19 protein-coding genes are annotated in these 18,998 nt (G+C 72.6%); 6 read left to right on the top strand and 13 right to left on the bottom strand.

Annotation, left to right across the window (positions count from 1 at the left end; translation table 11 throughout):
• Window positions 1–8: 8 nt before the first annotated feature.
• Window positions 9–905: a LysR family transcriptional regulator gene (locus tag ACZ4Z4_RS30215; protein ID WP_468334154.1), complete on the bottom strand. Its 897-nt coding sequence runs from the start codon at window positions 903–905 to the stop codon at window positions 9–11.
• Window positions 906–986: 81 nt separating this feature from the next.
• Between ACZ4Z4_RS30215 and ACZ4Z4_RS30210 the strand changes: the two genes are divergently transcribed.
• Together ACZ4Z4_RS30210 and ACZ4Z4_RS30205 are read left to right on the top strand one after the other, a co-directional pair.
• On the top strand, window positions 987–1,667 hold the full coding sequence (locus ACZ4Z4_RS30210) for an MOSC domain-containing protein (protein WP_468334151.1): 681 nt from the start codon (window positions 987–989) through the stop codon (window positions 1,665–1,667).
• A 67-nt stretch (window positions 1,668–1,734) separates the two neighbouring features.
• A complete protein-coding gene (locus ACZ4Z4_RS30205) occupies window positions 1,735–2,508 on the top strand; it encodes an SDR family NAD(P)-dependent oxidoreductase (protein WP_468334148.1) in 774 nt (257 codons plus the stop codon).
• Here the strand turns inward: ACZ4Z4_RS30205 and ACZ4Z4_RS30200 are convergent.
• From ACZ4Z4_RS30200 to ACZ4Z4_RS30185, 4 genes are all read right to left on the bottom strand, one after another.
• Window positions 2,471–5,830 (bottom strand): hypothetical protein, encoded by a 3,360-nt coding sequence (locus ACZ4Z4_RS30200; RefSeq protein ID WP_468334145.1) that lies wholly within the window; start codon window positions 5,828–5,830, stop codon window positions 2,471–2,473. The genes ACZ4Z4_RS30205 and ACZ4Z4_RS30200 overlap by 38 nt on opposite strands.
• Before the next feature lie 138 nt (window positions 5,831–5,968).
• Entirely contained in the window at window positions 5,969–7,597 is a 1,629-nt protein-coding gene (gene groL, locus ACZ4Z4_RS30195) for a chaperonin GroEL (protein ID WP_468334142.1), read from the bottom strand.
• Window positions 7,598–7,710: 113 nt separating this feature from the next.
• The gene (gene groES / locus ACZ4Z4_RS30190) at window positions 7,711–8,019 is read right to left on the bottom strand and encodes a co-chaperone GroES (RefSeq protein ID WP_006347174.1); all 309 of its coding nucleotides are present in this window, start codon (window positions 8,017–8,019) and stop codon (window positions 7,711–7,713) included.
• A gap of 522 nt (window positions 8,020–8,541) precedes the next feature.
• Window positions 8,542–9,468, bottom strand: a complete 927-nt coding sequence (locus tag ACZ4Z4_RS30185; RefSeq protein WP_468334139.1) for a polysaccharide deacetylase family protein — start codon at window positions 9,466–9,468, stop codon at window positions 8,542–8,544.
• Between the two features lie 82 nt (window positions 9,469–9,550).
• Here ACZ4Z4_RS30185 and ACZ4Z4_RS30180 point away from each other — a divergent pair, with 82 nt between their 5' ends.
• Window positions 9,551–10,795 (top strand): class I SAM-dependent methyltransferase, encoded by a 1,245-nt coding sequence (locus tag ACZ4Z4_RS30180; protein ID WP_468334250.1) that lies wholly within the window; start codon window positions 9,551–9,553, stop codon window positions 10,793–10,795.
• A 10-nt stretch (window positions 10,796–10,805) separates the two neighbouring features.
• Here the strand turns inward: ACZ4Z4_RS30180 and ACZ4Z4_RS30175 are convergent, their stop codons facing one another.
• Both ACZ4Z4_RS30175 and ACZ4Z4_RS30170 read right to left on the bottom strand, forming a co-directional pair.
• Window positions 10,806–12,077 carry an RNA polymerase sigma factor gene (locus ACZ4Z4_RS30175; protein WP_468334136.1) on the bottom strand — a complete coding sequence of 424 codons (1,272 nt, stop codon included), beginning with the start codon at window positions 12,075–12,077 and terminating at the stop codon, window positions 10,806–10,808.
• Window positions 12,078–12,158: 81 nt separating this feature from the next.
• Window positions 12,159–12,512, bottom strand: a complete 354-nt coding sequence (locus ACZ4Z4_RS30170) for a YciI family protein (RefSeq protein WP_401993098.1) — start codon at window positions 12,510–12,512, stop codon at window positions 12,159–12,161.
• 167 nt (window positions 12,513–12,679) lie between these two features.
• On the opposite strand from ACZ4Z4_RS30170, the gene ACZ4Z4_RS30165 reads away from it, so the two are divergent.
• Window positions 12,680–13,294 carry a class I SAM-dependent methyltransferase gene (locus ACZ4Z4_RS30165; RefSeq protein WP_468334132.1) on the top strand — a complete coding sequence of 205 codons (615 nt, stop codon included), beginning with the start codon at window positions 12,680–12,682 and terminating at the stop codon, window positions 13,292–13,294.
• A gap of 28 nt (window positions 13,295–13,322) precedes the next feature.
• On the opposite strand, the gene ACZ4Z4_RS30160 is transcribed toward ACZ4Z4_RS30165, so the two are convergent.
• Genes ACZ4Z4_RS30160 through tsaB form a run of 4 tightly spaced genes read right to left on the bottom strand, consistent with a single transcriptional unit; the run spans window position 13,323 to window position 15,862 of the window.
• Window positions 13,323–13,586 (bottom strand): hypothetical protein, encoded by a 264-nt coding sequence (locus ACZ4Z4_RS30160; protein ID WP_468334129.1) that lies wholly within the window; start codon window positions 13,584–13,586, stop codon window positions 13,323–13,325.
• The gene (tsaD, locus tag ACZ4Z4_RS30155; RefSeq protein ID WP_468334126.1) at window positions 13,583–14,689 is read right to left on the bottom strand and encodes a tRNA (adenosine(37)-N6)-threonylcarbamoyltransferase complex transferase subunit TsaD; all 1,107 of its coding nucleotides are present in this window, start codon (window positions 14,687–14,689) and stop codon (window positions 13,583–13,585) included. Before tsaD ends, ACZ4Z4_RS30160 begins: the two co-directional genes overlap by 4 nt.
• Window positions 14,682–15,164 (bottom strand): ribosomal protein S18-alanine N-acetyltransferase, encoded by a 483-nt coding sequence (gene rimI, locus ACZ4Z4_RS30150; protein WP_468334247.1) that lies wholly within the window; start codon window positions 15,162–15,164, stop codon window positions 14,682–14,684. Before rimI ends, tsaD begins: the two co-directional genes overlap by 8 nt.
• A gap of 41 nt (window positions 15,165–15,205) precedes the next feature.
• A complete protein-coding gene (tsaB, locus tag ACZ4Z4_RS30145) occupies window positions 15,206–15,862 on the bottom strand; it encodes a tRNA (adenosine(37)-N6)-threonylcarbamoyltransferase complex dimerization subunit type 1 TsaB (RefSeq protein WP_468334123.1) in 657 nt (218 codons plus the stop codon).
• A 136-nt stretch (window positions 15,863–15,998) separates the two neighbouring features.
• Here tsaB and ACZ4Z4_RS30140 point away from each other — a divergent pair, with 136 nt between their 5' ends.
• Both ACZ4Z4_RS30140 and ACZ4Z4_RS30135 read left to right on the top strand, forming a co-directional pair.
• Window positions 15,999–16,523 (top strand): hypothetical protein, encoded by a 525-nt coding sequence (locus ACZ4Z4_RS30140; protein ID WP_468334120.1) that lies wholly within the window; start codon window positions 15,999–16,001, stop codon window positions 16,521–16,523.
• Window positions 16,524–16,587: 64 nt separating this feature from the next.
• The gene (locus ACZ4Z4_RS30135) at window positions 16,588–16,758 is read left to right on the top strand and encodes a hypothetical protein (RefSeq protein WP_468334117.1); all 171 of its coding nucleotides are present in this window, start codon (window positions 16,588–16,590) and stop codon (window positions 16,756–16,758) included.
• A gap of 210 nt (window positions 16,759–16,968) precedes the next feature.
• On the opposite strand, the gene tsaE is transcribed toward ACZ4Z4_RS30135, so the two are convergent.
• The gene (gene tsaE / locus ACZ4Z4_RS30130) at window positions 16,969–17,481 is read right to left on the bottom strand and encodes a tRNA (adenosine(37)-N6)-threonylcarbamoyltransferase complex ATPase subunit type 1 TsaE (protein ID WP_468334114.1); all 513 of its coding nucleotides are present in this window, start codon (window positions 17,479–17,481) and stop codon (window positions 16,969–16,971) included.
• 299 nt (window positions 17,482–17,780) lie between these two features.
• Entirely contained in the window at window positions 17,781–18,989 is a 1,209-nt protein-coding gene (locus tag ACZ4Z4_RS30125; RefSeq protein ID WP_468334111.1) for an alpha/beta fold hydrolase, read from the bottom strand.
• Between the last annotated feature and the right edge of the window lie 9 nt (window positions 18,990–18,998).

Here is an 18,998-nt window from a genome sequence, read left to right as displayed (position 1 = left end):
GGTGCCGATCAGCGTGCCGCGGCCCGCGCGAGGTGGTCCAGCGTGGCGGCGACGGCCGGCACCTGCGCCAGATCCGGCAGGGTGAGCGCGACGATCTCCCGCTGCACGGCAGGCTCCACCGTCACGGTGCGTGCACCCTTCGGACGTACCGACTCGATAGCGAGCTCGGGCAGCACCGCCACTCCCAGGCCGGCCCCGACGAGGCCGATCACCGCCGGATAGTCGTCGGTCGCGAAGTCGATCCGGGGCACGAAGCCCGCGCTCTCGCAGACCTCCACCAGTTGCCTGCGGCAGCGGGGGCAGCCCGCGATCCACGACTCGTCCGCGAACTCACCGATGGTGACGGACTCCGCGCCGGCGAGCCGGTGCCCCTCCGGCACGAGGCCGACGAGCCGGTCCGCGAGCAGCGGACGCACGACGAGGTCGCTCCACTCCTCCGCCGCCGTCGCCCCTTCGTACCGAAAGGCCAGCGCGACGTCGCAGTCGCCCTCGCGCAGCATCTCCACGGAGCGCGGCGGCTCGGCCTCCACGAGCGAGACGCGTGTGCCCGGGTGCGCGGCGCGCAGTGCGGCGAGGGCGCAGGGGACGAGCGTGGAGCTGCCGCTGGGGAACGAGACGAGCCGGACCCGGCCCGCGCGCAGGCCCGCGATCGCGGCGACCTCCTCCTCCGCGGCGGTGAGCCCGGCGAGGATGCCCGCGGCGTGCCGGACGAGGGCCTCGCCCGCCTGCGTCAGGCGCATCTCGCGGCCCGTGCGGATCAGCAGCGGCGTGCCGGCGGAGGATTCGAGCGCCTTCATCTGCTGGCTGACGGCGGGCTGGGTGCAGCCGAGCTCGCGGGCCGCGGCCGAGAAGGAGCCGGTGGCGGCCACGGCGCGCAGCACACGGAGATGACGGGCCTCGATCATGATTCGATCATAAGCGATGCTTGGACATGTCGCGAAAAATTACGTCGCGTGTTTTAGGGTGGCTCGCTTAGCCTGCCTGCCATGGAGCTTCTTTCTGTAAATGTGGGCCGCCGCAAGGCGTCCGAGCACACCGGCGCGCCCTCCGGTCACACCGCCATCGACAAGCGTCCGGTCCTGGGCCCCGTGCTGGTGGCCGCGCCCGGCGCGAAGGGGGTCGGCGGGAGCGGGCTCGACGGTGACGAGATCGGTGACCTGCGGCACCACGGGGGCAACGACCAGGCGGTGTACGCCTACGCACGCGAGGACCTGGACGCCTGGGAGCGCACGCTCGGGCGGTCCCTGCCCGACGGCTCCTTCGGCGAGAACCTCACGACGTCCGGCGTCGACGTGAACGGCGCGAGGATCGGCGAGCGCTGGCGGGTAGGCGCGGATCTGGTGCTCGAAGTGACGAGCGGCCGCATTCCCTGCCGTACGTTCCAGGGCCACCTCGGCGAGAAGGGGTGGGTCAAGCGGTTCACCGAAGGGGGCGCCCCCGGCGCGTATCTGCGGGTGATCGAACCGGGTGAGATCCGGGCCGGCGACCGCATCGAGATCCTGCACCGGCCGGCGCACGAGGTCACGGTCGGCCTTCAGTACCGGGCCGTCACGACGGAGAAGGCGCTGCTGCCGCAGTTGCTCGCGGCGGGCGACGCGCTGCATCCGGAGACGGCCGAGCGGGCGCGCAAGTACCTGGCGCGGCAGGCCTCGCCGGCCACGGCCTGAGCTCCGCGATCCGAGGGGCGGGCCGCCGCGCGACACGGCGGTCCCGCGATCTCACTAGCCTTGGCCCATGACTACGGCTCTGATTACGGGATCCACCGCCGGCATCGGCGCCGCCTTCGCGCGGCGTCTGGCGGGTGACGGGCACAACCTCGTGCTGGTGGCTCGCGACACCAAGCGGCTGCGCGAACAGGCGACCGAGCTGCACGACCGGCACGGCATCGAGGCGGAGGTGCTCACCGCGGACCTCTCGACGGACGCGGGCATCGAGGCGGTCGAGCAGCGGCTGTCGAACCGGAGGGATCCGGTCGACCTGCTGATCAACAACGCGGGGTTCGGCAACAAGGGCCGCTACCTGGAGGTCTCGCTCCAGGACGAGCTGACGATGCTCAAGGTGCACTGCGAGGCGGTGCTGCGGCTGACGTCGGCGGCGACGGCGTCGATGCGGGACCGCGGCCGCGGCGGGGTCGTGAACGTCGCGTCGGTGGCGGCGTTCGTGCCGCGCGGGACGTACGGCGCGTCGAAGGCGTGGGTCGTGCAGTTCACGCAGGGCGCGGCGAAGGACCTGGCCGGGTCCGGGGTGCGGCTGATGGCGCTCTGCCCCGGCTTCGTACGCACGGAGTTCCACCAGCGCGCCGGGATGGGCACGTCCAACATCCCCAACTGGATGTGGCTCGACGCGGACAAGCTGGTCGCGGCGGCGTTGGCCGACCTCGCCCGCGGCAAGACGCTGTCCGTCCCGGACCCGCGGTACAAGGCGCTGATGGGGGTGGTGAAGGTGACGCCGCGTAATCTGCTGGGCGGGCTCACGTCGCGGACGGGCCGCAAGTACGGCCCGCAGTAGTCCCCGACGCCGGGTCCCGCACGGCCGCGAGGACGTACTGGAGAGCGCGGGGTTCCAGAGGTAGGACGAAGGTCAGCACGTCCGTCCACGGGTCCGTGCGCAGAGCCGTGGCCGCGATTGCGCGTAGCCACGGCGGCCGCATGTGCGGCGCGAGTGCCTCGGCGCCGGACCAGAGGGTCTCGGTCAGGCCCGCCACCAGTCGGGCCGCCCTCTCGTGCTCCCCCACGTCGACCAGCGCCTCGGCGACAGCGTCGAGGACGGCCTCGCGGATGTCCCACGCGGCGCAACCCTCGGCCAGCTCCAGCGCCCGCTCGTGCTGTCCGGCCCTCACCAGCGCCTGTGCCACCAGCGGAACGGTGTTCTCCTCGCCGCCTCGGGCCCGGTGCGTGGCCGGGTCGGTCCAGGCGCCGAGGGCATCCTCCGCGCGGGCGGTGTCGTCCAGGACGGTCCAGGCCTCGAACAGCGTCGTCCGCAGGCATACTTCGTCGTCCGGGAAAAGGTCGCCCGCGGACTCCTCCACCCAGGAGGCGGTCACGAGGAGGTCCCGCGCCTCGCCCGTCCTTCCCCCCTCCGCCCATACGCGGGCGATCCGTGCCCTGGTCAGGGCCCGGCGGCGCGGATCGCGGACGGCGTCGAGGCAGCCGACCGCGGCCCCCGCCTGTCCGGCGGCCGCCAGGGCGGGAGCGACCGACTCCCACAACCGGTCGGCGTAGGGCTGCTGCCGAGCCACGACGACCCCCACCGCCCGGTCGTACTCCCCCCGCTCGATCAGCCCCAGAGCGAGGGCCCGCCAGGCCCGAGTGTGGTCGGCGGATTCGGGGCAGTCCCGCATGACCGCCTCCGCGCGCCCGAACTCCCCGACGCCCGCCAACGCCTCCGCCGCCGAGACTCGTCGCATCCTGTACGCGTACTGCTCCAGTGCGGAGGTCTCCCCCGAGGGCTCCGGCGGCAGCAGGTTCTCGAACCCGTCGAGAAGTTCACGCGCGGCGGCCTGCCGCCCGGTCGCCACGAGAGCCCTGGCCACCACCGCGATGTCACCCGCCTTCTCCAGGTCCCGCAACCGACGGCACGCGGCCACTTCGGTGGCAGCCAGGAAGTCCCGGGCCTCGGCCATCCGCCGGGCCCGGCCCCAGGATGCCGCGCCTAGCGCCAACGCCCGGACCGCCGCGAAGACGTCGAGGCGCTCCGCCAGGAGCGTGGCCTCGCTCAGTCGGCCGGTGGCCGCGGCCGTCTCGACCGTTTGCTCCAGCGTGCGTTCGCGCAGACCCGCCTCGGCGATGCAGCAGGCCAGTTCGACGGCCCGGTCGAGGTCACCCGCCGCGGCCAACGCCCGCACCACGGACTCCAGCGCCTCATCCCGCTGCTCGTCGTTCTCGACGCGGAGCAGGCGTACGAGGGCGTAGTCGAGCGCCCCCGCCGTGATCAGCAGCTCGATTTCCAGCACGCGCCAGGGAAAGCCGGGAAAGTGGCGCACTGCCTGGCAGCCGAGCTCCGCGGCCCGCCCGGTCTCCCCCGCCGCCAGGAGCGCTCTGGTCAGCGCCCACGCGTCAGCCTCGTCGACGAGGAGTGCGGTGGCTCGGTCCAGTAATGCGTCGGCGGCGGTACGGCGGCCCTGACTGGCCAGCGCTGCGCCCACGCCGACCAGGGCGACCGGCGGAACGTGCGGACGGTCGCGTACGAGCGCCTCGACCCGCCCGTACTCACCCACCACGGCCCAGGAGCGCGCGAAGCGGGGCAGTAACTCCGCCCCGTCGAGGCCGTCGAGAAGGATGTCCTCCAACGCCTCGGCGCGGGCGTGGAGCCCTTGGTCCGTGAACACCTCGTGCAGCAGCGGAGCCGCGTCGACCACCTGCCCGCCGTTCCGGCATCGGCGGATCGCGGCCTCGGCCTCGTCCGCCAGACCGAGCGCCCGATCCGTGTGGCCTTGGCGGTAGAACTCCCGCACCAGCAGCGCGGGGCCGAGAACGTCGTGGGAGTACAGGCCGCGGCGCGCGCGCAACAGCGCCTCGGCCCGCGCGGTCTCCCCGAGCACCGCCCAGGCCCAGGGCACCTCCTCGGTGAGGGCCGCCGTGCGCTCGCATATCGCGTCACGCCGCATCGCCACGCGCAGCAGGGTCAGCAGGTCCGGGTCGTCCGCGTCGGCGACGGCCTGTTCCACCACGCGGATCTCCTCCAGGGCCGTCCCGTCGGTACCGGTCTCCCGCCGAATCCGGTCCTGCCGCGCGGGGTCGAGCACGCAGTCGGTCATGCGGTCCAGATCGCCCTGGGAGCGCAGCATCGGAAAGTATTCCCGCAGCAGATAGCTGGGCGTACTGGCCGGCCAGCCGTGCTCCCGCCACCACCGCGCCCATACGTGCAACCTCTGACGGTGCTCGGCGAGCACCCTCGGCCCCAGCATCTCCACGGCCTGGGCCCGCAGTTCCTCGTGTGCGAGCAAATACGCCTCCCCGCGTAGGGCGAACGTGCGCCCCGCGCGCGTGCGCAGCACGTCCCGCACCTCGTACGGCACCGCTGCCGTCAGCTCCACCAGATCGCCGTCCGTCAGGCCGCCGCCCGCGGCGGTGATCAGGCCGAGCAGCGCGCGCTCCAGGTCGCCCGCCTCCCGCAGCCGTTTCAGTTCGCGTTCGGCCTCGACGCGGATGACCTCGGCGTACGGAGAGGGGGCCAGCGTCCGTACGACCGACGGGTCGCGCAGCGGGTGGCCGGTCGGGACGTCCCGCGGCAGGGGCGGGTGGAGGCGGCCCGACACCAGGACACGGAGGGCCGGCATGTCTCGGGGCAACAGGCCGGCGACACTGTGCGCGCCCGAACCCGTCGTCACTCCCTGGTCCTCGTCCAGGCCGTCCAGAAGCAGGATCAAGCGCTCGCCGCGCTCGGCGCAGACCTGGGCGGCCGTTCCGTACAGGCGCAGCAGGTGGGCTTCGCGGGTGGATTCGGTCAGCCGGCCCGGCAGGCCTTCGCCCGCGATCTCCGCCAGCTGTTCGAGTATGACGTCGGCGTACGCCACCACGTCGTTCTGCGCGCCGAGGCGGGCCGTTACGAAGAACGGCACGATCCGTACCCCGGGCGGCGGGTGCAGAGCGAACCAGGCCATGAGCGCGGACTTGCCCGCCCAGGCGTCCGCCCGCCACCAGGCGTACGCGGGACCGGAGTCGGCGCGGCAGAAGGCGGCCAGCTCGGCGAGTTCCCGGTCGCGGTCGACGAGTTCGGGTGGGGCGATGCGGCGCACCTGCTCCCAGTAGGCGGAGCGCACCGGCGGCGACAGGACGACGTGGTTGTGGTCGCCCGTGACGGCCACGCCGATGTCCCGGCCTGCCGACACCGAACGACTGCCCGGTTCAGGATGGCTCATCGGGTCCGGACGGCTTCCCCACGCTCTCATCCGCCCATCCTGCCAACGGCCGAGGCCCGGCACCCCCGTATCGGGGGCACCGGGCCTCGGCGTGCGCTGTGCCTGGGATCAGTGGGAGTGACCGTGACCGTGGCTGTGACCCGCCTCGGCCTCCTCCTCCGCCGGCTTCTCGACGACCAGGGTCTCGGTCGTCAGGAGCAGGGAGGCGATGGACGCGGCGTTCTCCAGGGCGGAGCGGGTGACCTTGACCGGGTCGATGACGCCGGCCTTGACCAGGTCGCCGTACTCGCCGGTCGCGGCGTTGAAGCCGAAGCCCTTCTCCAGCTCGGCGACCTTGGAGGTGATGACGTAACCCTCCAGGCCGGCGTTCTCGGCGATCCAGCGCAGCGGCTCGACGGCGGCGCGGCGGACGACGGCGACACCGGTGGCCTCGTCGCCCTCCTTGCCGAGGGAGTCGCCGAGCACCTTGGCGGCGTGCACCAGGGCGGAGCCACCACCGGAGACGATGCCCTCCTCGACCGCGGCGCGGGTCGCGGAGATGGCGTCCTCCAGACGGTGCTTCTTCTCCTTCAGCTCCACCTCGGTGGCGGCGCCGACCTTGATGACGCACACGCCGCCGGCCAGCTTCGCGAGGCGCTCCTGGAGCTTCTCGCGGTCCCAGTCGGAGTCCGTGGCCTCGATCTCGGCCTTGATCTGGGAGACGCGGCCCTCGACGTCGGCCTTGTTGCCGCCGCCGTCGACGATCGTGGTGTCGTCCTTGGTGATGGTGACGCGGCGGGCGGTGCCCAGCACGTCGAGGCCGACCTGGTCGAGCTTGAGGCCGACCTCCTCGGCGATGACGGTGGCACCGGTGAGGGTGGCCATGTCGCCGAGCATCGCCTTGCGGCGGTCGCCGAAGCCGGGGGCCTTCACCGCGACGGCGTTGAAGGTGCCGCGGATCTTGTTCACGACCAGGGTCGACAGGGCCTCGCCCTCGACGTCCTCGGCGATGATCAGGAGCGGCTTCGAGGAGTTGGCCTGGATGACCTTCTCCAGGAGCGGCAGGAGGTCCTGGATCGAGGAGATCTTGCCCTGGTGGATCAGGATGTACGGGTCGTCGAGGACGGCCTCCATACGCTCCTGGTCGGAGACCATGTACGGCGACAGGTAGCCCTTGTCGAAGGCCATGCCCTCGGTGAAGTCGAGCTCCAGGCCGAAGGTGTTGGACTCCTCGACGGTGATGACACCGTCCTTGCCGACCTTGTCCATCGCCTCGGCGATGAGCTCGCCGACCTGCGGGTCCTGGGCCGACAGACCGGCGACGGCCGCGATGTCGGCCTTGTCGTCGATCGGACGGGCGGTGGCGAGGAGCTCCTCGGAGACGGCCGCGACGGCGGCGTCGATGCCCTTCTTCAGGGCGGCCGGGGAGGCGCCGGCGGCGACGTTGCGCAGGCCTTCCTTGACGAGGGCCTGGGCGAGCACGGTGGCGGTGGTGGTGCCGTCACCCGCGATGTCGTTGGTCTTGGTCGCCACCTCCTTCACCAGCTGGGCGCCGAGGTTCTCGTACGGGTCGTCGACCTCCACCTCGCGGGCGATGGTGACGCCGTCGTTGGTGATGGTCGGGGCGCCGAACTTCTTGTCGATGACGACGTTGCGGCCGCGGGGGCCGATCGTCACCTTGACGGTGTCGGCAAGCTTGTTGACGCCGCGCTCAAGGGCGCGACGGGCGTCCTCGTCGAACTTCAGGATCTTCGCCATGGGAGCGATTCAGCCCTCTCGAAAACTCGGTTGTCACGAACTGCGCCCCTCGCCGCCCGGCAATCAGCGGGGTGACCAGGGGCGCAGCTCGGAAAGTAAATCTGCTGGGTGAATTACTTCTCGACGATCGCGAGCACGTCGCGGGCCGAGAGGACGAGGTACTCGTCGCCGTTGTACTTCACCTCGGTGCCGCCGTACTTGCTGTACAGCACGACATCGCCGACCTTCACGTCGAGCGGCAGGCGCTCGCCGTTCTCGAAGCGGCCCGGGCCCACGGCGAGGACAGCACCCTCCTGGGGCTTCTCCTTCGCGGTGTCCGGAATGACCAGGCCGGAGGCCGTGGTCTGCTCGGCGTCGAGCGGCTGGACCACAATGCGGTCCTCAAGCGGCTTGATGGCAACCTTGGAGCTGGCGGTCGTCACGATCCGGTCTCCCCCTTCGGAGATCTCACGGGGTTAAGAGTCTGAGGTGTGGCGACCAGGTGGATCCGTCGTCGCGGGTGCCGGACCTGCCCGTCGCGTGTTGGCACTCTCCAGTGGGGAGTGCCAGAAGCGAGACTAGGACGCGGGTTAGCACTCGGTCAAGCGGAGTGCCAATCGGCTGCGCCGGGCTTCAGCGGATCGGGGTGGGAGGCACCCCTTCGGGGCAACGGGTTGCGGTCGTCCGGGGTTCCCCCTCGGCGATAGGAGGGTGCCTCGTTTCCTCTGGTCCGGCACCGGGGGCTGTGCCCACCCGTTCCGCCCAGCGGAACGCCTGCCCACAGCGGGGCGGTGCATCCGGAGCGTCCGTGGCTCCGGGCCTGGACGGGAGTTTCTGCGCTGCCTTTCTGCCCAGTCTTTCGATCGGGTCCACCGATTCCGCGCAGCCCGTGAGCAGTGCGGGCGCGAGTGCTCCGCACAGGAGGGCCCCGGCGAGGAGGCGGCGGTGTGCTCGCGCCCGCGGGGTCACAGGTAGTCCTCCAGTCTGGCCACCGCGTACCCCTTGTCGGTGACCGTCTTCATGACCCGGCGGACCATGTCGGGCATGGTGCCCTGCCAGTCGTCGCGCCCCCGGAAGTGCGTGAGGATGATGTCGCCGGGGTGCAGGTCCTTGTCCCACTCGCGCCACTCCATGCGGTCGGCGAAGGCCTCCGCCGCCCACAGGGGCACCGCTTTGATCCCGCAGGCCTTGGCGGCGCGCAAGGTGTCCTCGTTGTAGTTGCCGTACGGCGGCCGGAAGAGCTCGGGGCGTTTGCCGTAGCGCTTCTTGATGGTCTTCTGCATGCCGCAGATCTCGCGGCGCTGTGCCGCGTAGGAGAGTCCGGGCATGTAGCGGTGGTTCAGGGTGTGGTTGTTCAGGACGACGCCGCGGGACTGCATCTTCTTGAAGTAGGCGTAGTCCTCCTTGACGAGGTAGTCGCTGAGGAACGCGGTGTACGGGATCCGCAGGTCGCTCATCATCCTCAGCAGCGCCGGGTCCTTCTCGGCGCCGTCGTCGATGGTCAGGAAGACGACCTTCTTCTTGGTGGGGATGGTCGTGAAGACCGGTGGCAGGTTCTCGTGCCCCTCGACCTCGAAGCCCTTGCGGGTGGTGATGCGCGGCTTGGTCCTGGGCGGCGCGGGTGCCGGCAGCGGGGTCTTGGCGAGGCCCCAGCGCTTGGCCGCCGCGGCCCGTGCCATCTGGACCGCTGCGAGTCTCCTGGCGTAGGAGTCGAGGGCGCGGGCGGGCGGGGCGTCGAGCCGCTGCCGGCCGTGGGCGCCTGTCACGCCGTCGGAGCCGTCTCCGGAGACGCAGCCCGAGGCGACCGCCGAGACGGAGAGGACGGCCACCAGGACACGGACTTGATTCTTCCGTCTTCTGGTGGATTCTTCTTTTTGTCTTACTAGTTGCATGGCGCCGGATCCTCCCAGGCCATGGCCCGTGCGAGGGCCCGACACCGCCACCGGCCGCGCACCATCCACCGACTGGCCCACAATGGGGCAGGTGAACGACCCGAACACGCCGAGCGGCCACGGGGCCGACCTCGGCGACCCTCTCGCCGCCTTCGCCGCCCTGCGCACCGACGAGGGCCTGGCCCTGCTCGACGAGGTGCGGGACGTCGAGCCCGCGCAGGAGCTCGCCGCCGCCACCCGGCTGCGCCGCACGCACCCGGCCCTCCTGGTCTCCGCCGCCATCGCGCAGGCCCGGCTGCGCCGCCGGGCCGCGGCGAAGTTCGGCGCCGAGGACGCGGCCCGAATGTTCTTCACGCCGAACGGCGTCGAGCAGTCCACGCGCGCCTCCGTCGCCGCCCACCGCGCCACGAGTTTCCGGGCCCTCGGCGTGCGTTCGCTCGCCGATCTCTGCTGCGGCATCGGCGGCGACGCCATCGCCCTCGCGCGGGCCGGCATCTCCGTGCTCGCCGTCGACCGCGACCCCCTCACCTGCGCGGTCGCCCGCGCCAACGCCGAGGCCCTGGACCTCGCCGGCCTCATCGAGGTCCGGGAGACCGACGTCACCGAGGTGGACACCTCCGCGTACGACGCCGTCTTCGTCGACCCGGCGCGGCGGGGCGGACGCGGCCGGATCTTCGACCCCGAGGCCTACTCCCCGCCCCTCTCCTGGGCGATCGGCGCCGCGCTCAAGGCCCCGCTCGCCGCGCTGAAGATCGCGCCCGGCATCCCGCACGAGGCGGTCCCCGCCGAGGCCGGCGCCGAGTGGATCTCGGACGGCGGCGACGTGAAGGAGGCCGTGCTCTGGTTCGGCACGGACACCCCCGCCTCGCACCGCGCGACGCTCCTGCCCGGCGGCGCCTCCCTGTGGACCCCACTCGCCGCGATGCTGCCGGACCCCGAGGTGCGTCCCGTCGGGCGCTACCTGTACGAGCCGGACGGCGCCGTCATCCGCGCCCACCTGGTCGCCGAGGTCGCCGCGCGGGTCGAGGGCGGGCTCATCGACGAGACCATCGCGTACGTCACCTCCGACGCCCGGCACGACACCCCGTACGCCACCGCGTACGAGATCACCGACCAGCTGCCCTTCAACGTGAAGAAGCTGAAGGCGCTGCTGCGGGAGCGCGGCGTCGGCATCCTCACCGTGAAGAAACGCGGCTCCGCCGTGGAGCCGGAGGAGCTGCGGCGCAAGGTGAAGCCGCAGGGGAAGAACGCGGCGACCGTCTTCCTGACCCGCGTCGCGGGCGCCCCGACCATGCTGATCGGCCACCCGGTCACCACCAGCGCATAGACCTGGCGCCCTAGCAGCCCGCCGCCCGCTCAAGGAGCAGCTCGCGTTCCCGCATGTTCCGTGCCAGCGACGCCGCCCGCTCGAACTCCGCGCGCGCCTCCGCCCGGCGGCCGAGCCGGGCCAGGAGGTCGCCGCGCACGCTGGGCAGCAGGTGGTAGTCGCGCAGCGCGGACTCGGCGGCGAGCGCGTCGACCAGGATCAGACCGGCCTCCGTGCCCTGGGCCATCGCGACCGCGACCGCCCTGTTCAGCTCGACCACCGGGGACGGGGCGCGGGCGGCGAGCAGGCCGTAGAGGACGGCGATCTGCTGCCAGTCGGTGTCCTCGTACGTGTGTGCGTGTGCGTGGCAGGCGGCGATCGCGGCCTGGAGGGCGTACGGGCCGAGGCCCCCGGCGGGCGAGGCCGCCATGCTCTGCGCCCGCGCGAGCGCGGCGAAACCGCGCCGGATCAGCAGCTGGTTCCAGCGGGTGCGGTTCTGGTCCTTGAGGAGCACGGGTTCGCCCGCCGGTCCCGTGCGCGCCGCCGTGCGCGAGGCCTGGAGCTCCAACAGGGCGGCCAGGCCGTGGACTTCGGACTCCTCGGGCATCAGGGCGGTGAGCACCCGGGCGAGGCGCAGCGCGTCCTCGCAGAGGGCGGGGCGCAGCAGGTCGTCCCCGGCCGTGGCGGCGTACCCCTCGTTGAAGATGAGGTAGATGACTTCGAGGACCGAGCCGAGGCGGGCCTCGCGGTCGGGGCCGTAGGGCACCTCGAAGTCGATGCCGCCGGCGGCGAGGGCACGCTTGGCGCGCACGATCCGCTGCGCCACGGTCGACTCGGAGGCGAGGACCGCGCGGGCGATCTCCCCGGTGGTCAGGCCGCCGAGGAGGCGCAGCGTGAGCGCCACGCGGGACTCGGCGGAGAGCACCGGGTGGCACGTGGTGAAGACGAGGCGCAGCAGGTCGTCGTCGATGGCGTCGGGGTCGGGCGGCTCGTCGACGTGGGGCGGCGCGGACTCCAGGTCGCGGCCGACCTCCGCCAGCTTGCGGGCGTACCGCTCGCGGCGGCGCACCAGGTCGACGGCGCGGTGTCTGGCGGTGGCCATGAGCCAGGCGCCCGGGTTGTCGGGGACGCCCTGCTCCGGCCACTGTTCCAACGCCGCCACCAGGGCGTCCTGCGCCAGCTCCTCGGCGATGCCGACGTCCCGTACGATCCGCGCGACGCCGGCGATGACGCGCGGCGACTCCATGCGGAAGACGGTCTCGATGACCTGGCGGGGGTGCTCCGGCGGATGGCTCACGGCCATCCATCAGAGCATCCCCGCACGAGACCCGCAAAGGCGCGCGCCGGTCGCGGCCGACGGCTCACGGCCGTCGGCCCGCGGTTCTCAGCCCTCGATCTCCCGGACCTCCGCGGTGATCGTCCAGTAGTCCTCGTGGGTCTTGAGGAACCGCTTGGTCCACTCGACGGCCTCCGCCATGTCCTTGGCCTGGCAGATCGAGTAGCCGCCGATGACCTCCTTGGTCTCGGTGAAGGGGCCGTCGGTCGTGGACAGTTCGCCCTTGTCCCACGTGACGCGGGTGCCTTCCGAGGTCGGCCGCAGGCCCGCGGTGTCGAGCATGACGCCCGCCTTGGTGATCTCTTCGAGCAGCGCGCCCATCCGCTCCTGCAACTCGGGGCTCGGGCCGCCCTCGGGCGCGTTGTTCTCGTCGATGCGGATCATCGTCAGATAGCGCGGCATGGTGGTCTCCCATCGGCTGGCGGCGGGGCTTCTCCCCGCCGCTCACCCATGCGTCGAACGAGAGGGGCCCGTTTCGACATCGTCGCCGGAATTCTTCGAAGTTTCTTCCTGTGCGCCTGTGCGCCTGTGCGCCTGTGCGCCTGTGCGCCTGTGCGAGGCTCCCGGGCATGCCCTTCGACCACAACGACCACTACCACCGGCTGCTGCTGCGGAAGCTGCCGCCGCACGGCCGCACCGCCCTCGACATCGGCTGCGGAACCGGCCGCTTCGCGCGGCTCCTCGCGGCGCGCGGCTACGAGGTCGATGCGCTCGACCCCTCGGCGGAGATGATCGCCGAGGCGGAGAAGGCCGGCGAGGCGGAGAAGGCCGGCGGCGGCCCCCGTTTCCGCCGGGCCGACGTGACGGAGGAAGACCTTCCCGACGGCCACTACGACGCCATCACCTGCCTGGCGAGCCTGCACCACATGCCGTTCGCCACGGTGACGCGCCTGCGCGACGCGCTCGCCCCGGGCGGCACCCTGCTCGTGCTCGGCTGCTACGCCGGGGTGACCTGGATGGACCTCGTGGCGTCCCCCGCCAACGCGGTGGCGCGGGTGACGGTGTACGCGGCGGAGCGGCTGCGCGGCGCGTACGAGCCGCCCCTCAAGGCCCCCGTACGGCAGCCGGACATGCGACTGCCCGCGATCCGCGCCGAGGCGGCCCGCCTCCTGCCCGGCAGCAGCGTGCGCCAACTGCTCTTCTGGCGCTACCTGCTGACGTACCGGAAGCCCGCCGGGAACTGACGCGGCCCTCCACGGGCGACGAGGAGCCCTAGGCCTCCTCGGCCGCGACCGACTCGAAGCGCCACCGGTGCACCGCCCGTGTCACCAGGCCTTCGTCGGGCTCCGGCAGTTCGGGCAGTGCGGTGTCGAGCGTGGCGTCCCACCAGGTGATGACGAGCACCCGGTCCTGCGGCGCGCGGAAGGTCTCGCGGCGGAGCGGGGCGCCGTCGAGCTCCTGTGCCCGCGCCCACGCGAGCAGCTCCACTCCCCGCCCCTCGGCGGCCCGCGCCTCCCACATCAGGGCGACGGTCACGAGTACAGGTTCTCCTTGCTGACCTCGTGCACGTGGTCGTGCGTATGCGTGTGCCCCGGCACGTGCGGCTCGGTCACCGGGAGCGACGAGTCCGCCGAGAGGTCCCAGGCCGAGGCCGCCCGGTTGCGGGCCACCATCTCGGCGCCGAGGGCCGCGACCATCGCGCCGTTGTCCGTGCACAGCTTCGGGCGCGGCACGCGCAGCCGGATCCCGGCCTTCTCGCACCGCTCCTGCGCCAGCGCCCGCAGCCGCGAGTTGGCGGCCACGCCACCGCCGATCATGAGGTGGTCGACGCCCTCGTCCTTGCAGGCGCTTACGGCCTTGCGGGTGAGCACGTCGACGACGGCCTCCTGGAAGGACGCCGACACGTCCCGCACCGGCACCTCCTCGCCCGCGGCCCGCTTCGCCTCGATCCAGCGGGCGACGGACGTCTTCAGGCCGGAGAAGGAGAAGTCGTAGGCCGGGTCGCGCGGGCCGGTCAGACCGCGCGGGAAGGCGATCGCCTCCGGGTCGCCCTCGCGCGCGTAGCGGTCGATGACGGGGCCGCCGGGGAAGCCGAGGTTCAGCACCCGCGCGATCTTGTCGAAGGCCTCGCCCGCCGCGTCGTCGATGGTCGACCCGAGGGGCCGCACGTCCGAGGTGATGTCGGCGGAGAGCAGCAGCGAGGAGTGGCCGCCGGAGACCAGGAGCGCCATGGTGGGCTCGGGCAGCGGTCCGTGCTCCAGCTGGTCCACACAGATGTGCGAGGCGAGGTGGTTGACGCCGTAGAGCGGCTTGCCGAGCGCGTACGCGTACGCCTTGGCGGCGGAGACGCCGACGAGCAGCGCGCCTGCGAGGCCGGGGCCCGCGGTGACGGCGATGCCGTCGAGGTCCTTCGCGCTGACGCCCGCTTCCTTCAGGGCGCGGTCGATGGTGGGCACCATCGCTTCGAGGTGGGCGCGGGAGGCCACCTCGGGCACGACGCCGCCGAAGCGCGCGTGCTCGTCGACGCTGGAGGCGACGGCGTCCGCGAGCAGCGTGGTGCCGCGGACGATGCCGACGCCGGTCTCGTCGCAGGAGGTCTCGATGCCGAGGACGAGGGGTTCGTCGCGCGAGTCAGCCATGAATCTCGGTTCCTTGTACGCCTGATACGGGGGTGGAGGGATCGGTGCGGCGCATGACCAGGGCGTCCACGTTGCCGGGCTGGTAGTAGCCGCGCCGGAAGCCGATGGGCTCGAAGCCGAAGCGCTCGTACAGCTTCTGCGCCCGGGTGTTGTCGACCCGCACTTCCAGCATCACTTCGGAGCACTCGAAGGCGGTCGCGGCCTGAAGCAGGTCGGTGAGGAGCCGGGCGCCGAGCCCGGTGCCCCAGTGGTCGCGGGCGACGGCGATGGTCTGGACGTCCGCGAGGTCACCCGAGGCGGCGAGGCCCGCGTACCCGACGAGGCGGTCGCCGTCCACGGCCACCACGTAGCGGCGGGTGGCCAGCGGCCCGCGCGCGTGAGCGAGTTCGGACCAGAACATGCCGCGCGACCAGGCGTCGTCGGGGAAGAGTTCCTTCTCCAGGGTGAACACCGCGTCGATGTCCCACCAGCGCATCTCGCGCAGCACGGCGGACTCGGTCACCTGCGTCGCCCGGGTCACTTGGGGGTGACCACCTTGTAGTTCTTGGGCACCTGCGCGTCGGGCCTGCGCAGGTACAGCGGCCGTGGCTCCAGGAGTTCCTCGCCCGCCGCCAGCCGCTCGGCGGCCAGCGACGCGAGGGCGCCCGCCGACACGTGCTCGGGGGCGCGGGCGTCGGGGAACGTGTCGGGGTAGAGCAGGGCGCCGGCGCCGACGGCGGGCATCCCCTCGACCTCGGCGGCGATGTCGGCGGGCCGGTCGACGGCGGCGTCACTCGCACGAGTGCGCACGTCGTCGTAGCGGGCCCAGTAGACCTCCTTGCGCCGGGCGTCGGTGGCCACCACGAAGGGGCCGCTTTCGATCCCGGAGGCGTACGCGAGGCCGTCCAGCGTGCACACCCCGTGCACGGGGACGCCGAGCGCGAGGCCGAAGGTGTCGGCGGTCATCAGGCCGACGCGGAGGCCGGTGTAGGGGCCGGGGCCCACGCCGACGACGATGCCGGTGACGGCGTCGAGCCCGAGGCCAGCGTCGGCGAGCACGCGGTCGACGGCCGGAAGGAGCAGTTCTCCATGGCGCCGGGCGTCGACCTGGCTCGACTCCGCGATGACGGAGGAGCCGTCGTGGAGGGCGACGGTGACAGCGGGCGTTGCGGTATCCAGAGCGAGCAAGAGCACGCGAACAGCCTACGGCTCCGGCGCCCGTCGCACGGCCGACCCGGGATGCGGGGTGCCTGCTGCTACCGTCACTCCGTAGCCGTACGCAGTACGAAGAGGTGGGTGGCGCAAGGTGTCAAGGAGCAGCTCGGGATTCGTGGCCGGGCTGACCGCCGCTGCGCTCGCGGCGGTCGCCTTCCTCGCCTATCAGGCCTCGGCCAGCGCCCCGGACAGCCTGGGCAAGCCCGACGCGTCCCCCTCCGCCTCGGCCTCGCAGTCCCCCAAGGACAAGAAGGACCCCGCGGTGCTGCCCGCCCGGTCGGGCACCGGCGAGCGGGTCGTCTACTCCCTGGGGGACGACCGGGTCTGGCTCGTCGAGGCGTCCGGCAAGGTGAGGCTCACCTTCGGGGTGACCCCGGGCACGGTCGACCCGGCCCCGGGGACGTACGCCGTCACCTCGCGCACGGGCCGTGTCACCGGTACGGACGGCGTGCCGATCGAGCACGTCGTGATCTTCACGAGCAGTCAGGGCGTCGCGGTCGGCTTCAGCGCGGCCGTCGACGGCTCGACGCCGAAGCCGGACCCGGCGAAGAAGACGGGCGGCATCCGCGCGTCGCGTGCGCACGGCAACGCGATGTGGGAGTTCGCGCTGCGCGACAAGAAGGTCGTCGTCGTTCCCTGATCAGCGGGCCGGACGGCGTCGCTCGGCGGGCGTACCCCCTGCGGGGGCCGGGTCGCGCGGCGGCGTGGAGACGGCGCTCGCGGCGGCGCACGACGCGAGCAGGTCGCTCATCGAGAAGTTCGAGACATTCGAGACATTCGAGACTGTCGAGGCGTTCGAGACGGTCGAGACATCGGAGGCGGTCGACGGGTGCACCGCGGCCGAGGGTCCCGGCAGCCTCTTCCCGCGCGGCTGAGCGTGTGCGTCATGTTCTGAAGCCGACATGGATGCCTCCTGGGGGCTCCGGGGGCAGACGAAGTTAGGTAGACCTAACCAGCACCGGTATCCATGTGACCACGCCCGGCGCACGCAGCGCAACATTTTGCCGACGTCTTGTCGGAACGTTCGGTCGAACGTACGAGAAAGCCCCGGGCGAGCGGCCCGGGGCTGAGGGTTCCGGAGAGGGTCAGGCGCCCAGGGACGCCAGGTCCGCGTCCGCCCACCGCGCGCCGAGTCCGGTGAACGTCACCTCGCGCACCTCGTCCGTCGTGTCGCCCACCGCGCGGTCGATCACGACGTGCAGCCGGTCGTCCGACAGCTCCTCGACCTTGCCGTCGCCCCACTCCACGACGATCACCGATTCGGGCAGGGAGACGTCGAGGTCCAGGTCCTCCATCTCGTCGAGCCCGCCGCCCAGGCGGTACGCGTCGACGTGCACCAGCGCGGGGCCGTCGCCGAGCGGGGGGTGCACGCGGGCGATGACGAAGGTCGGGGAGGTGACGGCGCCGCGCACGCCGAGGCCCTCACCGAGGCCGCGGGTCAGCGTGGTCTTGCCGGCGCCGAGCTCGCCGGTGAGCATGACGAGGTCGCCGGGGCGCAGGAGTTTGGCCAGCCGGCGGCCCAACTCGCCCATCTGTTCGGGAGAGTTGACGGTGATGTTGAGGGTGGCGGCGGGGGCCTGGTGGTGCGGTGCTTCCATACCGCCCACGGTAGCGGCTGCGACCCGCCACGCTCAGCCGCCTTTTGGCCGGGCCGGGCCGGGCCGGGCCGAGCCGAGTCGGGCCGAGCCGAGCCGGGCGGGCCGAGCCGGGCCGAGCCGGGCGGGCCGAGCCGGGCCGAGCCGGGGTGGGCCCAGCCGGGGTGGGCTGGGCCGAGTCGGGCCCCGCGGCCGCTCCCGCACTCAGCCGCAGTCGGCCGAGCCTGGCTCCGCGACCGCGACCGCAACCACGCCCTGGCCCTGGCCCTGGCCCTGACCCTCGCCCTCGCCCTCGCTTGCGCTCATCCGCCGTCCGCGAGGCCCGCCTCCGGCACCGCCCCCGCCCGCACCAGCAGATCCGCGAGACGGTCCATGACCACCTCCGGGTGCTCCAGCATGACCAGGTGCCCGGCGTCCGGGACGAGGACCAGCTCGGCGTCCGGCAGCCGCTGCGCGATCGCCTCGCTGTGCTCGCTCGGCGTGACCAGGTCCTTGTCCCCGGCCAGCACGAGCACCGGCAGCTCGGCGAAGTGCTTGAGCGCCTCCGCCTTGTCGTGCTCGGCGAACGCCGGATAGAACTCCGCGACCACGTCGATCGGCGTCGACTCGATCATCCGCTCGGCGAACCGCGCGATGGCCGGGTCCACGTCCCTGCGGGAGAACGAATAGCGCTTGATGACGCCCGCGAACAGGTCCGCGGTGGCCCGCCGCCCCCGCTCCACCAGCTCGGCCTGCGACCCCATCGCCCGCAGCAGCCCGGGCAGCACCCGCCGCACCGCGTTCATCCCGGCCACCGGAAGGCCGAAGTTCACCTGACCGAGCTGCCCCGACGACGTGCCGACCAGGGCGACGCCCACCACGCGCTCGCGGATCAGCTCCGGGAACTGGTCGGCGAGCGCCATGGTCGTCATGCCGCCCATGGAGTGTCCGACGAGGACGAGCGGCCCCTCGGGCGCGGCGGCGTCGATGACGGCCTTCAGGTCGCGCCCGAGCTGGTCGATGGAGACCGGCACGCCGCGCTCCAGCTGGTCGGCGCCGCGCCCCGACCTGGCGTGGCTGCGCTGGTCCCAGTAGACGGCGCGGACGACGCCGCGCAGGGCGGCCCGCTGGAAGTGCCAGGAGTCCTGGTTCAGGCAGTAGCCGTGGCTGAAGACGACGGTGACGGGCGCGGGAGCCCGGCGGCCGAAGAGCCTGCGCCGCCGCGGACCCTCGCCGCCGTCGTCCTCGACCTCCTCGACCTCGTAGGCGAGCTCCGTGCCGTCGTCCGCGTACGCCGTGCCGGGCATGCCGCGCAGCGAGCCGTACGGCCCCGCCGCATCCAGCGCGAGCCGCGCCTTCTTGCGCATGCCGCGGCCGACGGTCAGCCGCTCTATGGCGACACCGGCGGCCGCGCCCGCGGCGATCACACCTATCGCGGCGCCCGCCACCCCGGCCCTGCGCCAGTTCCCGGCCGCGGCGGCGACCTCCGTCACCGCTTCCGCAGCGGCCGCCCCCGTGCTGCTCTCGCTCACGTGCCGCTC

The sequence above is a fragment of the Streptomyces sp. NPDC030245 genome (assembly GCF_055572995.1).
This window is presented reverse-complemented; position numbering and strand designations above follow the sequence as displayed.